At 38.2% G+C, this 14,736-nt stretch carries 15 protein-coding genes; 5 read left to right on the top strand and 10 right to left on the bottom strand.

Features of this window, described 5'->3' with window-relative positions:
- Positions 1–4 precede the first annotated feature (4 nt).
- From HJG58_RS00200 to lpxO, 9 genes are all read right to left on the bottom strand, one after another.
- On the bottom strand, positions 5–616 hold the full coding sequence (locus HJG58_RS00200; RefSeq protein WP_104080656.1) for an alpha-ketoglutarate-dependent dioxygenase AlkB family protein: 612 nt from the start codon (positions 614–616) through the stop codon (positions 5–7).
- Entirely contained in the window at positions 613–1,467 is an 855-nt protein-coding gene (locus HJG58_RS00195; RefSeq protein ID WP_170247553.1) for a methylated-DNA--[protein]-cysteine S-methyltransferase, read from the bottom strand. The genes HJG58_RS00200 and HJG58_RS00195 overlap by 4 nt, the downstream gene beginning before the upstream one ends.
- 130 nt (positions 1,468–1,597) lie before the next feature.
- The gene (gene pgsA / locus HJG58_RS00190) at positions 1,598–2,185 is read right to left on the bottom strand and encodes a CDP-diacylglycerol--glycerol-3-phosphate 3-phosphatidyltransferase (RefSeq protein ID WP_002114808.1); all 588 of its coding nucleotides are present in this window, start codon (positions 2,183–2,185) and stop codon (positions 1,598–1,600) included.
- Between the two features lie 118 nt (positions 2,186–2,303).
- A complete protein-coding gene (locus tag HJG58_RS00185) occupies positions 2,304–3,098 on the bottom strand; it encodes a thioesterase family protein (protein ID WP_170247552.1) in 795 nt (264 codons plus the stop codon).
- Between the two features lie 121 nt (positions 3,099–3,219).
- On the bottom strand, positions 3,220–5,019 hold the full coding sequence (uvrC, locus tag HJG58_RS00180; RefSeq protein WP_046812078.1) for an excinuclease ABC subunit UvrC: 1,800 nt from the start codon (positions 5,017–5,019) through the stop codon (positions 3,220–3,222).
- Positions 5,020–5,152: 133 nt separating this feature from the next.
- Positions 5,153–5,683: a CHAP domain-containing protein gene (locus tag HJG58_RS00175; RefSeq protein ID WP_170247551.1), complete on the bottom strand. Its 531-nt coding sequence runs from the start codon at positions 5,681–5,683 to the stop codon at positions 5,153–5,155.
- Positions 5,684–5,991: 308 nt separating this feature from the next.
- Positions 5,992–7,035, bottom strand: a complete 1,044-nt coding sequence (locus HJG58_RS00170) for a DUF1311 domain-containing protein (RefSeq protein WP_170247550.1) — start codon at positions 7,033–7,035, stop codon at positions 5,992–5,994.
- Positions 7,032–7,157, bottom strand: coding sequence for a hypothetical protein (locus HJG58_RS00165; RefSeq protein WP_014208213.1), 126 nt, complete (start codon positions 7,155–7,157; stop codon positions 7,032–7,034). Before HJG58_RS00165 ends, HJG58_RS00170 begins: the two co-directional genes overlap by 4 nt.
- A gap of 85 nt (positions 7,158–7,242) precedes the next feature.
- On the bottom strand, positions 7,243–8,157 hold the full coding sequence (lpxO, locus tag HJG58_RS00160; protein ID WP_170247549.1) for a lipid A hydroxylase LpxO: 915 nt from the start codon (positions 8,155–8,157) through the stop codon (positions 7,243–7,245).
- Positions 8,158–8,463: 306 nt separating this feature from the next.
- On the opposite strand from lpxO, the gene HJG58_RS00155 reads away from it, so the two are divergent.
- The 5 genes from HJG58_RS00155 (at position 8,464) to HJG58_RS00135 (ending at position 14,073) form a co-directional block, all read left to right on the top strand.
- The gene (locus HJG58_RS00155; protein ID WP_170247548.1) at positions 8,464–8,580 is read left to right on the top strand and encodes a hypothetical protein; all 117 of its coding nucleotides are present in this window, start codon (positions 8,464–8,466) and stop codon (positions 8,578–8,580) included.
- A gap of 150 nt (positions 8,581–8,730) precedes the next feature.
- Positions 8,731–10,884: a fatty acid oxidation complex subunit alpha FadB gene (fadB, locus tag HJG58_RS00150; protein WP_170247547.1), complete on the top strand. Its 2,154-nt coding sequence runs from the start codon at positions 8,731–8,733 to the stop codon at positions 10,882–10,884.
- A gap of 12 nt (positions 10,885–10,896) precedes the next feature.
- Entirely contained in the window at positions 10,897–12,069 is a 1,173-nt protein-coding gene (gene fadA / locus HJG58_RS00145; RefSeq protein ID WP_170247546.1) for an acetyl-CoA C-acyltransferase FadA, read from the top strand.
- Positions 12,070–12,222: 153 nt separating this feature from the next.
- Positions 12,223–12,924, top strand: a complete 702-nt coding sequence (locus HJG58_RS00140) for a hypothetical protein (protein ID WP_098713105.1) — start codon at positions 12,223–12,225, stop codon at positions 12,922–12,924.
- A gap of 39 nt (positions 12,925–12,963) precedes the next feature.
- A complete protein-coding gene (locus HJG58_RS00135; protein ID WP_170247545.1) occupies positions 12,964–14,073 on the top strand; it encodes an ImmA/IrrE family metallo-endopeptidase in 1,110 nt (369 codons plus the stop codon).
- A 50-nt stretch (positions 14,074–14,123) separates the two neighbouring features.
- Here HJG58_RS00135 and HJG58_RS00130 read toward each other — a convergent pair whose 3' ends face one another.
- Positions 14,124–14,615 (bottom strand): hypothetical protein, encoded by a 492-nt coding sequence (locus HJG58_RS00130; protein WP_001010125.1) that lies wholly within the window; start codon positions 14,613–14,615, stop codon positions 14,124–14,126.
- Positions 14,616–14,736 lie beyond the last annotated feature (121 nt).

The raw sequence follows: 14,736 nt of genomic DNA, 5'->3' as shown, positions 1-14,736 counted from the left end.
ATTTTTATAAAAACTTAAATTGCCGAAAAGTAAGATTAATACGTGGTTGTAAAATCTTTGTTGAGCGATTTAAACGGTGTTGCCAATATTGTTGAGTCTCACCACGCATCACAATGAGTTGGCCTGGCTGTAGCCACAATTCAACTTTCTCTTTACTTTGAATATGCCTAAAAGAAAATTTACGGGTAGCACCAAAGCTTAAAGAAGCGATTGTTGTCGTTCTTGCCAAAGATACATCCGAGTCACTGTGCCAAGCCATTCCTTGGGTTCCATCTTCATAAAGATTTGCCAAACAAGAATTAAATTTTTCTGAAAGTATTTGCTCTACCTGTTGTTTTAATTTAGCCAGGGCTTTGTCCCAAGGCAAAGAATCACGTGCGACACCCGAATATTTATATTGATAGTAGTCATCTCCATACCATGCAACTTTTCGAGCTGTAATAAAGTGCTTGCCATACAACTTAGCCTCGTCATGTTTCCATGCGAGGTGTTGGTAAAGATAATCAAAATATTGTTCAGCTTCTTCTGGGCTTAAAATACAACCATAGTCCTGAACTTCACCATCGTAGGGTAATAAATTCTCACAAGGCTCTGGAGAAAATAAATCCAAAGTCATACAGTTTCTCCATGTTGCTTTGACATCTCCCAAGCTAACAATGCCAATTTACGCCCCTTTTGCCAATGATATTCTCCAACCATCCCTGTGGCACGGATCACTCGATGACAGGGAATCAGATATGCAATCGGATTTTGTCCAATTGCTGTAGCAACGGCTCTAACTGCTTTAGGCTTCCCAATTTGCTCTGCAATATCTTGATAAGTCCGCAATTGGCCTTCTGGAATGGTGAGCAAGGTTTCCCATACTTGTAGCTGAAATGGAGTTCCAGCCAAATTAAGAGGAAGTTTTTGCTGTAAATGTTCTGAAAAATCCTGTTCAAACCACTTTGCAATTTGTTGATGCCAAATCGGCGACTGATTTTTTAATCGAGCCTTTGGAAAGGACTGCTTAATGAGTTGTTCAATATTCTCGTGAGTTTCGATAAATCGAATAGAACATATCCCTTTTTCACTACTGACAACCAACAACTCACCAAAGGGGCTTGTCTCAACCGAATAATTAAGAATAACGCCTTGGCCTTGTTGTTTATATTCACCAGGCGTCATCCCTTCAAGCTGAATAAACAGATCGTGTAAACGTCCTGTGCCAGATAAACCCGTATTTAAAGCAGTTTCCAATAAACTCCGTTGTTGCAACAGATGATATTTGGCCTGTTGCAAACTCATATATTGCACAAATTTTTTGGGGCTAATCCCTACCCATTCCTGAAACTGGCGTTGAATATAGCTTGAGCTTAAATTCATATGACTCGCAACATCGTCCAGACTGGGTTGCTGATCTAGATGTTCATATAAATATTCAATCACAGTGGCAATTACAGCAAATTGCCGAGAAGAAAGCATTTGCATGTGTCACCTCCTTAGCACTTATATCTTACATTAAAGTAGCCAAAGCCCTATGACGACCCGATTCTTGCACTCTTTAAAAATAAAAAAAGCCTTTCATTGTAGAAAGGCTTAATCATTCAATATGCAGCACTTAAGGTTGCTTTAAATAAGGCCAAGCTGCTTTAAGATAAATAAACATTGACCATAAAGTTAAAATGACTGCTGTATATAACAAAGCATATGCGAGCATTTCTAAAGGCTGCCAATTGAGTAAGAACACACTAATGGCAATCATCTGAAAGGCTGTTTTATATTTACCTACAGTCGATACTGCCACACTAGTTCGTGCGCCAAGTTCTGCCATCCATTCCCGCAAAGCAGAAACTGTAATTTCGCGTGAAATAATCACAATTGCTGCAAAAGCCATTGAAATGGTTGGATTCCACTGCACTAAAACAATAAGTGCAGCCGCCACCATGAGCTTATCTGCAACTGGATCTAAAAAACGGCCAAATGCTGACGTTTGGTTTAAAGTTCGTGCCAAATAGCCATCAAACCAATCGGTAATAGCAGCAAACACAAAAATAGCCGTCAAGATAATATGACGACTCATACTTCCTTCATGCTCACCAATACCCATTGCAGGCGGCCAATACGCGATCACCAAAAATACAGGAATAAGCGCAATACGCGCTAATGTTAGGATATTTGGGATATTCAGGATTCGCCCTGTGGTCATAAACACCGCCAATTAAGTCTTCATGCATCTTGTAACAGACAAAAATACTTTCTTCAATATTGTATCTATCTGTAACAGCCACTTTATACGAAATATATGAATCAAGGAAGTGGACTGTTTAGGTAAATACCGTAACAGTTTGCCGTAAAATTGCAATTAAATGATCATTTTGGTCCCAAAGATGGGCATATTCTGTGGAATAACCTTCACCTGCATATTCAGTTACCACTTTATATTTAAACCAGTCACACAATTGATGTGGAAACGGGTGTACATAGGTAATGTGCCAAGTTAAAGAGCTTGCAGGAGCAACTTGCTTAAACATTGGCAATACACCAGGCGGCCAAATATCCATCAAAACAATTAAATCTGGCAAAGTCATTTGACGATTTTCATGCTTATCGGGATTAAACCTTGACCATCCTCCAAAGTCAGCATACTGACTTCCTGTAACAGGATAATGACCTTCTGCCCAACATACATCAAAATGTTGATAGCATTCTGGCATTTGTCTAGCAAAAGGAATAGGCTGCAACTCTTCAGGTTGCCTATAAACTGGAACGATAGGCTCATGTCGCACTTCAATATTCGATGCACGAGGCACACCAAAGCTTGCGACCAAAATCGTTTGTACCGCCCCATCTTGCCATAAACGCGTTTCAAGTGTAGTGACCGACTTTCCTTCTCTTAAAATTTCAATAGTCAATTGAGCAGGTCCCTGCTGTACAGGGCCCACGAAAGTAACACTACAACTTAATAATCTTTTATTTAGATCTTGAATATTGCAGCAGGCTTTTTGCATGAGTAGTCCAGCAACAAGACCACCAAAAACAGTTCGCCCTTGTAGCCACCCTTCGGGTATTTCAATCGATTCCTTTTGTTTTATTTCTTCAAACAATTGCAGTAATGACATTCACTTCCCTAAAGCACTCCGACTCTTAATGAAACATCTTTCATCATTTTAAAAGGAATGTGAATGATCATTCTTCTACTTATATACTAACTATTTGGTCACTCAGCATAGAAACCTATCTTTATTCATGCAGAATTTTATAAATCGTTCTTGCCATCATTTCACCAAAACCGGGCACAAGAGTAAGCTCTTTTTCAGATGCTTTTAAAACACCTTGGATCCCACCAAAATGACTTAATAAATCTCGACGGCGCTTTGGACCCAACCCTGGAATTGCTTCTAAAACTGAGGTACTTCGGCGTTTATCACGTTTAGCTCGGTGTTTAGTAATTGCGAAGCGATGGGCCTCATCACGCACCTGCTGAATTAAATGCAATGCCTTATGGTCTTCCGGTAACTGGATTTTTGTGCCATCGGTAAAATGCAGGGTTTCAAGTCCGGGTTTACGCCCTTCACCTTTAGATACACCTACCATAAAAGCGTCCAGCCCAAGCTCTTGCATGACTTCCATTGCCATATGGAGTTGGCCTTTACCACCATCAATCAACAGCAAATCAGGCAATATGGCCTTTTTATAACGTCGTGTTAAGGCTTGACGCATAGCAGCATAATCATCGCCTGCTGTAATGTCTTGAATCGCAAATTGGCGATAGTCACGCTTACGAGCACCCCCTTGATCAAACACAACACATGAGGCAATTGGAGCTTCCCCCATGGTATGGCTAATATCAAAACATTCGATGCGATCGACGGGTCTTCCAATCACCTGCTCTAACTGATGGAAACGCTCATTAAGTTCTAAATGATTACTCAACTGTCCTTTAATGGCATGTTGAACGTTCATTTCAGCTAACTCGAGCCACTCGGCACGAGTTTCTCGAACATTACTCTTAATCTGAACTTTTTTGCCAAACTGCTGTGCCAACGCTTCTTCTAATTCTTTACAGTCAGGCAAAGCAATATTTACGATAAGCTCATTGGGAACTTCATCTGCAACCTGAAAGTAAAAATTCGCCATAAAGTCACTGAGCATTTGCCCAAGATCATCACCGAGCATGTCTGGGAAATAACTTTTTCCACCCAGCATTCGCCCGTTGCGTACATACATAATTTGCACGCATGTCACACCTGCCTGGTATGCAATTGCCAGAATATCCGCTTCGCCTTTGACTTTAAACACGGCTTGTTGCGCTTGAACTTCACGCAGTAAAGACAATCGATCACGGTAAAAAACAGCTTTTTCAAATTCAAGCTCAGCCGCTGCTTGTTCCATTTTGGCAATAAGCTCTTGATTAAGCTCTTTGGTATCACCTTGCAAAAAGCGAATACTATTATTAACGTCTTCTTTATAATCTTCGGGTGAAATCAGACCTACACAAGGGGCTGAACATCGCTTGATTTGATATTGCAAACATGGACGCTTGCGCTGTGAAAAATAACTATTTTCGCACTGACGCACATTAAAAAGTTTTTGCAAAACCAGTAATGTATCACGTGCACTATAGGCACTTGGGTACGGGCCAAAAAACTTACCAATTTGGTGCTTACCTTTACCACGCCCACTGGCAAGTCGAGGATAAGGCTTATCAGCCGAAACAAAAATATAGACATAAGACTTATCGTCCCGCAGCATAATGTTATAAGGCGGGCGGTGTTGCTTAATTAAGTTTTGTTCTAAGAGTAAAGCTTCAGTTTCTGAACGAGTAACCAAAGTTTCAATATCATAAATTCGCGCAACTAAAGCTTGTGTTTTAGGATGCTCAATCGTTTTAACAAAATAACTCGACACCCGATTTTTTAGATTTTTTGCTTTGCCGACATATAACAATTCACCCTCCTTACCTAGCATTTTATAAACACCTGGAAGCTGGGTCATGTTGGCTAAAATTTTTTCAATATGAGGACGAGCGTTTTGATTCACTATTGGCATGCATGGCTTAATACTGAATACCTAATGTGATGTTTTCACCCCTACTTTTCAAGTGCTTTACTGTGCCAGAACATAAATTTGGAAATAGATTTAGATATGATCCGACAGATTGTGTCGTACTCGCTTAAGAATCTAGACGGTAGTAACTATATTTAACATCTTTTTCTTTATACACCGCATAGCTTTTTTGACGGAAATCCGAGAACCAACCATTGCCTGTATAACCTGCAATATGACCATAAGTGTGACCACTTGTTCGCTCAATAATGTAAATGTCACCTTCTTGTGGACGGTTAAAAGCAGGTTTAATTTTCTTATAACCATTCTTTTCTAGCGTTTGCCCCCAATCAGAAGCAGCTACAGGATGCTTTGACACATCTGCTCCAGCCGCTTGTAGAGCAATGCGAATATTTTTGGCGCATTTCTCTTTACTATGGTTGGCAGAGATACTTTCGAGCTTACTGGAGAACTTATGCAAATTAATATTTTGGTCTTTAGTTTTATGATTTTTAGTTCTAGATCGTTTAGATTTTTCAGTCGTCGAAGCGGCTTGTCTTAACATCACTTTTGTTTTTAAATCGCCTTGAGAACTGTCTTCTTTTCTCTCTTCGATATGATGAACATGTGCATGAGCTGCGTGATGAGCATGAGCCATTTTAAAACCTACTTCCGCTGACCAGTCTTCGAAAAAACCGCGCCATTGTAGAATCAAAATTGGCTATTGGCTTTTAATAGTTGTAACAAATTGCCAGCACCGTGAAATAGATCACAAAAGTTATTGGATGCTTTATGCCATAAAAAAGGCCCTTTCGGGCGCTTTAATATTTGTATAAATATACATTACAAATGAAATTCAATTACTGAGCTTAAGCCCCTACTTGCAAAAGTAGAGTATTTACCCGTAATTGGTCAATCGCATTCCTTTCAATACGACTGACCAAGCATTTATAAAGAGTTTTAGGATTAATTTAAATTATTTAAATAAACCGTTCGCTCTATCGTTTTTTGAGTAAAGCACTGTGTATATTGCATCTCTTGGTTTTGCTTACGCATGTCAGCAGTCCAATAATCGGATTGCTTTTGGTAAGTTTCTAAGTCTTTTTCAGGAATTTCATCTACAGTCTTTTGTGCCAGTACCTTACATTCAACATCACGTTTTTTAAACCAATCTGATTGATCTTGTTTAAATTGAGTTTTTTTCTCAGCACTCAATTTGTCCCAAGTCTGATTTAAGCGTTCAACTTGCTTCGCTTTGTCACTATCCAATTCTTTTTTACGAACATCCATGGCTTCCTGAGCCAAAGCTGTTTGCTCTTCATTATTTTGTTCAGATAATTGCTGATTTTCTTCAATATTTTCTTCAATCAACTCATTTTCTTTAACATAGGCTGCATATTGCACAGCTTTAGTGGCAACAAAAACCAATCCTTCAATCACACTATTTTGAGTTGACAAGTCAAACACCAAACCCTCTTTATCTGTTTTTGTGATGTTATAGAAAAAGCCACCTTTCAATTGGTCATTTTCAAGAGTCAAAGATGATTCATTATCTGAAAAATAGTCATTGAGCGTATCCGATTCTTTATCAGAATGACGCAGCTCTTCAATATATGCTTTTTCCGCACGTTTTTGTAAACCTTTCGGCAGTGTAATGACCAATTGGCTTTCACAACTTAATTGTGTATTTTTTTGGCTTTCGTCTTCTAATGGTAAAGTGCGGATATTTTTAATTTCAAACTTCAAACCTTGATTAATTTTATTAAGAATATCTGCATCAACCTGATATTGACTTTGTCTTAAGCTACGCTCAATTTGCTTCAAATATTCTTTTTTCAAAGAAGTTTGAATCTGATTTAAATTCTCAGGGTGTGTACAACTCCAATCCGAAACTACCTCAACTTTTTCTGTTTTTGATTTTGGCTCTGGCTTAGATTTACCGCATCCAGTCGATATTACTGCTGCACTGAATGTAGTTATTACTAAAGCTTGTTTCATCACCGTATTCATTTATATTCCACGCAAATTTTTAAATTTATTAAGTACAAGAAAGGTATATATTTACCAGTTGTATTATCATCCCAATAATTAATATAAAATTCACCTAAAATTTTAAATAAAGTACTATTCATGCCAATAATCTTTTTTTAAATGCATAAAATAAATGCAAATTATTTAAATAATCAAAATAAAAAAACGCCCTTTCGGGCGCTTTAATTAAAATACATATGGTCGAACAAAAATCAGGAAAAAAATCCCAAGCATAAGGAACCATTTCAAGAAATAATATAACTTACGCTTTTTCGCTTTTAATGCTTTGGCTTTAATACGAATTTGGTACACATAGCCAAATACTTTATTTAAACCACCCGTTTTATCCCCCGTTTCATTCGGTGAACTTGCCGCAGTCATCACATTGCGACCAAACCAATGGTTGAAACGCTCCATCCATTTTACTTTCATTGGACGTTCAACGTCTGCAAAGAAAATAATACGGTTTTGATCAGTCTTATTTTCAGCATAGTGAATATAAGTTTCATCAAACACGACACTTTGACCATCACGCCAAGAATATCTTTCGCCATCGACATCAATAAAACAACGGTCATCATTTGGTGTAATTAGACCTAAGTGATAACGCAATGAACCTGCATACGGATCACGGTGTCTTACTAAACGACTATCAGGTGCAAGCTCGGTAAACATGGCTGCTTTAATTGTCGGCAATGTTTTAAGAAGTGCTGTGGTTTTTGGACAAAGTTCAGCAGCAGATGGATGACTCGATTCATACCATTTAAGGTAAAAACGCTTCCAACCTGTTTTAAAGAATGAGTTAAAACCTAAGTCGTTATAGGTACTTGAAGCTTTAATCCCACCTTGGTCATATAACGCCTTCGCTTCATCACGAATCATTTCCCAATTTTCATCCAGCACTTTTAAATCTTTAAAATGCTGTGTGTCGATATAAGGCTGATTCGGCACCTTTGAAAAGATGTACATTAAAAAGTTAATCGGTGCGAGCAAGGTTGAATGGTCAAAAAATTGACGATAAAACGAGTGACGCACTTTGCCGCGATGTTGGATATACAATGCTGATATCACAAAAATCGCTAATATGATCCACTTAATCATATTGCTACTCTTTCAAAAGATTAGGGGCAACTTCACCTTATATTTAAGGAGAGAGAAACCGGAAGTTTATTTAATTGGCGCAAATTTTAACAAAATTGACTTAGAAAAAGCGAATGTAAAAAAATTAAGTCAAATAATAGACAGCGCTGTTGTAATAAAAATTTTAAATATAGTGTATTTTTCCATAAATTTAAGGAAGTTAAAATTTATTACTATTATTACTGTTATTTACAGACTATCCTTCTAACAATTGACATTTTTGACAAAAAAATAACTTTTAAAACTTATTCGTTTTTATATAAAAAATTGATAATTCCAATGCTTTATAAAGAAAAAATTAAGTTAAAACAAATGTCTTTCGTTATTAGCTATCTTTATAATTTCTTTTATGCATTTCATATAGATGAATTGAATAATAAATAAGATGACCCTTGCGTCACGGCTTGATACAACTTGTCAGGTTTTTTTTAGATATAGTTATCGTAAGATTAGCGAAGCATAAATGTGTACCTAAGATGTGCACACGCTTCATAACATCAACTTAGAAGTCCTCCAAAACTAAGGAGATCAGGCATGATCCACGCTGGCAATGCCATTACCGTCCAAATGCTTTCGGACGGAATTGCAGAATTCCGCTTTGACTTACAAGGTGAGTCGGTCAATAAATTTAACCGTGCAACAATTGAAGATTTCCAAGCTGCTATTGCTGCGGTAAAAGCAAATAATGATATTAAAGGCTTAGTTGTTACCTCAGGCAAATCGACATTTATTGTTGGGGCAGACATTACCGAATTTGGTGAAAACTTCGCACAAGGCGAAAAAGCGATTGTTGACTGGCTTATGCCTGTTCACGAAATCTTCAATAGCTTTGAAGATTTAGAGATTCCAAAAGTAGTTGCTATTAACGGTATGGCGTTAGGTGGCGGTTTTGAAATGTGTTTAGTTTGTGACTACCGTGTGATGTCAGAAGCTGCACAAGTGGGCTTACCGGAAATTAAACTTGGTATCTACCCAGGTTTCGGTGGTAGCGTACGTTTAAGCCGTCTGATCGGTATCGACAACGCGGTTGAATGGATGGCGATGGCTGCTCCTAAAAAACCTGCTGCTGCTTTAAAAGATGGCGCTGTAGATGCAGTTGTAGCTGCTGATAAATTACTTGAAGCTGCAACTGACTTGGTTAAGCAAGCAATTTCTGGTCGTTTAAACTGGAAAGCAAAACGTCAAGAAAAGCTTGAAGCTGTAAAATTGAACCCGCTTGAACAAATGATGGCGTTCAATACTGCAAAAGGTGCAGTGCTTGCTAAAGCAAATCCTGCTCAATACCCTGCTCCAAAATTATTACTCGATTCATTACAAGCAGGTGCAAGCCTTGCGCGTGACGAAGCATTAAAAGCTGAAGCTGAAGGCTTTGCAAAAGCTGCGATTACACCACAAGCTGGTGCATTGATTGGTTTATTCCTCAATGATCAAGTTGTTAAGAAAACTGCTAAAAAATATGAAAAAGGTGCGCACCCAGTAAACCAAGCAGCTGTACTTGGCGCTGGTATCATGGGTGGTGGTATTGCTTACCAAGCAGCAAGTAAAGGCACACCAATTATCATGAAAGATATTGGTAATCCACAACTTGCTCTAGGTATGAAAGAAGCAAACAGCTTGTTAACTAAACAAGTTGAACGCAAGAAAATGAAACCTGCGCAAATGGGTGAAACGCTTGCACGTATCCGTCCTACTTTAAGCTACGATGAGTTTAAAGAAGTTGATATCGTGATCGAAGCAGTTACAGAAAATCCAAAAGTAAAAGAAATCGTTCTTGCAGACACTGAAAAGAATGTTCGTGAAAATACGATTATTGCTTCTAATACTTCTACGATTTCAATCACGCGTTTAGCAAAAGCATTACAACGTCCTGAAAACTTCGTTGGTATGCACTTCTTCAACCCAGTTCACATGATGCCGCTTGTAGAAGTCATTCGTGGTGAAAAGACTTCTGAAGAAGCGATTGCAACTACTGTTGTTCTTGCTCAAAAAATGGGTAAAACACCAATCGTTGTAAACGACTGCCCAGGGTTCTTGGTTAACCGTGTATTGTTCCCTTACTTCGGTGCGTTCGACCTTCTTGTAAAAGACGGCGCAGACTTCCAGCAAGTTGACAATGTAATGTCGAAATTTGGCTGGCCAATGGGCCCTGCTTACCTCATCGACGTTGTAGGTATCGACACAGGTGTACATGGTGCAGAAGTCATGGCTGAAGGTTTCCCAGACCGTATGAAGCCAGACTACAAAGGTTCAATCCAAGCAATGTACGAAGCTAAACGTCTTGGTCAAAAGAATGACGTTGGTTTCTACAAATACGAACTCGATAAGAAAGGCAAAAAAGCAAAAACTGTTGATCCAACAGCATATGAAATCATTGCTCCTTTCGTTACTGGTGAAAAACGCGAGTTTGATAACCAAGAAATCATTGACCGCATGATGCTTGCTTTCTGTAACGAAACAGTTCGTTGCTTAGAAGACAACATCGTTGCAACTGCAGCTGAAGCTGATATGGCAATGATTATGGGTGTAGGTTTCCCTCCATTCCGTGGTGGTCCATGTCGTTATATCGACCAAACAGGTGTTGCTGAATACGTTGCGCTTTGCAACAAATATGCGCACTTAGGTAAGGCTTATGAAGCGCCACAAATGTTGCGTGACATGGCTGCTAACAACAAAAAATTCTACGGTTAAGGAGCAACGTGAATGGCTACTTTAAATCCACGTGACGTTGTCATCGTTGATGGCGTACGTTCTGCAATGGGTAAAACCAAAAACGGTATGTTCCGTAATGTACGTGCTGACAGCTTATCTGCTGAATTGGTTCGTGCACTCGTTGCTCGTAACCAGTTTGATGTAAACGAAGTTGAAGACCTGATCTGGGGTTGTGTAAACCAGACTCTAGAACAAGGTATGAATATTGGTCGTAACATCGGCCTATTGGCTGACTTACCAAAAACTGTTGCTGGTCAAACAGTAAACCGTCTTTGTGGTTCTTCTATGCAAGCGCTTCATACTGCTGCTGCACAGATTGCAACAAACCAAGGTGATATCTTCATTATTGGTGGTGTAGAGCACATGGGCCACGTAGGTATGATGCACGGCATCGACTTAAACCCAGAAGCATCTAAACACTATGCAAAAGCATCTAACATGATGGGCTTAACTGCTGAAATGTTAGGTCGCATGAATGGTATTAGCCGTGAAGAGCAAGACGCTTTTGGTGTTGAATCTCACCGCCGTGCTTGGGCTGCAACTCAAGAAGGTCGTTTCAAAAACGAAATCGTTGGTGTTGAAGGCCACGATGCAAATGGCTTTAAAATCCTTTGCGATATCGACGAAGTAATTCGTCCAGATGCAAACCTTGAAGCGTTCAAAGCATTACGTCCTGTATTTGACCCGAAAGGCGGTACTGTAACTGCGGCCACATCTTCAGCTTTATCTGACGGTGCTTCTGCAATGTTACTTATGTCTGCTGAACGCGCACAAGCTTTAGGTTTAAAACCACGCGCTGTAATTCGCTCTATGGCAGTTGCAGGTTGTGACGCAGCAATCATGGGTTACGGTCCAGTTCCAGCAACTCAAAAAGCACTTAAACGTGCTGGTTTAACGATGGCTGATATTCAAACTATCGAGTTAAACGAAGCATTTGCTGCTCAAGGCTTATCAGTAATGAAAGGCTTAGGTATTTATGACAAACAAGACATCATTAACTTAAATGGTGGTGCGATTGCTTTGGGTCACCCACTAGGTTGTTCTGGTGCGCGTATCACAACGACTTTGTTAAACGTAATGGAACAACAAGATACTCAAATTGGTCTTGCGACCATGTGTATCGGCCTTGGTCAAGGTATTGCAACGATTATCGAACGTGTTTAATTAACACCAAGATAAAAAAATCCCCGCTATGTGCGGGGATTTTTTTAAGAAATATTTAGATACAAACTAATAGGTAACATATTTAATTTGTATCCTTTTTTTGTCATCATTAGATGCTATATTTAGTATACAAATTTTTCTTAGAGTAAACTTATGCAGCATACGCTTCATAGCATGAATTGGAATGAGTTAAATCAAATTCCTTGTGAAATCTTACAAGGAACTGATGCTAACAACAAACTTATTGAGCTTGGGCTTGATATTACGGATGAACTACAGCTCGCTTTTCGGTTATCTAATAACGGATACGCAATTCGTAAGAAAAAGAACCCAGGTCGTGCTATGGGACGATGGGGTGATATCTGTGAACATGCAGATACGATCCTAGAACCATTCGGATGGTCTTTAATTCGTAAGAACGGTCAACCCTGTCTTGTTAATTCTGAGAAAAATTTACAACTTATATTTATGTCTCCGAATGATGAAGCATTTGGAAACGAGTTAAATGTAATTACCTCAAAATGCCATAAAGGTCATGCAACTGAGTTAAAATTATTATCAAATAAATCTCATTATGCGGATGAAAAATTTTTCAGAACTTTTATTGTTTACTATCAACCAAGTAACCTAATCGATTCTGAAAATAGTAGTTTCTTACCATTTGAAATTGCATATGCTACTGGTGTTTATAAGGTGTCTGCTGAGGATGAAAAAACTAAGTGCTACCCTATTAATCATACATTAAGATTAATTATGACTGAATCTCCAAATGCTCCAGAGGCATATGAAGCACCAATTCCGGATGAGAACAATCCTATTACCGAAGATGACTTCGGAGACTTACAAGCTATTTAACTTCAAAGAGTTAAATAATTTGCTTTAATGAGAATTTGTATGTACCAACTTGATCGTATCAAAGCCGCGCAAAATTTGCGCGGTTTTAGTCATTCGAGAACAGCTGAAGCTCTTGATATTCCCTTAGCCACTTTTAAAAAATACTTGAGTGGAGAGAGAAGTGTACCCTATGACTTTTGGAAAAAATTATCTCAGATTTTTAATGTCCCTTTGTCTTTTTTTTACGAAAAGAACTCTACACCGTTTGGAATGTCTGAAGTCAATTTTAGAGCAAGAGCTAGGATCAAAGCATCTTATTCGAATTCTATCGCCGAATATATTTCTTTAGCAGAATCGATTAGTTCTTATTTTTCAAGAAATATTAAGAATCTTCCTGTCTTTAATATATTGGATGATTATAATCTTGATCCTGATAGTGATGACTCCCCTGAAATTACTGCTTTACGTATAAGAAGTGAATGGGGACTAGGTGTACAACCTATTAATAATATAATTTCTTTAATGGAACTTAAGGGTATAAAGGTATTCTCTCTTCCATTAAATGTTAGAGAGGTAGATGCGCTTTCTATTTCACTTGATGGACAACCATTCGTATTATTAGATACTTTTAAATCTGCAGAACGATCGAGGTTTGATGCTGCGCATGAACTCGCACATATTTTTTTGCATATTTATGATACACAAACACCAACCGACGATATTGATTACAAAAAACGTGAAAGTGAAGCTGATAGATTCGCTTCCTGTTTTTTAATGCCTAATGAAAGTTTCCGTGAGTTAGCGCCAAATGAAATGAGTATTGGCAATATGCTAAAATATAAAAGTTATTGGCGTGTTTCATTACAAGCGATCAATTATAAATCCCATAAACTTAATTTAATTACAGATTGGGTTTATAGAAGTAATTGCATGAAAATTAACTCATTGGGCTATCACAAAAATGAGCCTCAACCAACTCACCACGATCAATCAATTCTGTATCTAAAATTATTAAAACTTTTAGATGCGAAAGGCAATTTTTCAATAAATGAAATGCTCAATGAAATAGGTATCTCTTGGGAAGATTTTGATAACCTAACTTTTCGTTCACTCACCTTATTTACAGATTATAAAGAGTCAAAAAGACCAAAATTGACTATTGTTCAATAAATATTTATTAACTATAAAACTACTGTCCCCGCTTAGTGCGGGGATTTTTTTTATCGGCCTTTTAAACCATCTTGGATTTGTTGCTGTAATTTCAAAATATCATCTAAATTTACTTTCATCGTACCTTCACGATAAGCATCGACATTACTTCGGTTAATGTTCAGCGGCTTTAACATTTCAAAAAGACCATTGGTTGGATCAGAAGACTGAATCCCGCCCGCTACAGCTAAAATATACTCTTGTAGAAATGGAGAAAGCTGAGACAAGTCTGGCTGTGCCATGACTGGCTGATAATCTACTGTAGTCATGCCTTCAGGGACTAAAGCATTCTGTATATCGTTATGAGTTTTATACTCACGATGTTGTAGAGCCTGACGCACTTTTTTATCTTCTTGAAATGGGACAAAGCCTACTTCTTCACGTAGCTCAGATTCGGCCATAACGCGAATTGTTGGTAAAGTAGCCACTTCTTCTGCTTGAACAGTTGGTAAACCCATAAAAGCAAATACAGCAATAAAGGCTGATTGTTTTAGAAAGTTCATAACTGGCTCCCAAGATCAGTCACCCTACGCGAACTCAAAATGATGACTAAATAAAATGTTCTATAAATAGGCTACAACAAAGTCATTTTTGATTCAGTAATGCTCAGATAAACGGTAAATA

It is taken from the genome of Acinetobacter geminorum (assembly GCF_013009345.1).
GTDB lineage: Bacteria > Pseudomonadota > Gammaproteobacteria > Pseudomonadales > Moraxellaceae > Acinetobacter > Acinetobacter geminorum.
This window is presented reverse-complemented; position numbering and strand designations above follow the sequence as displayed.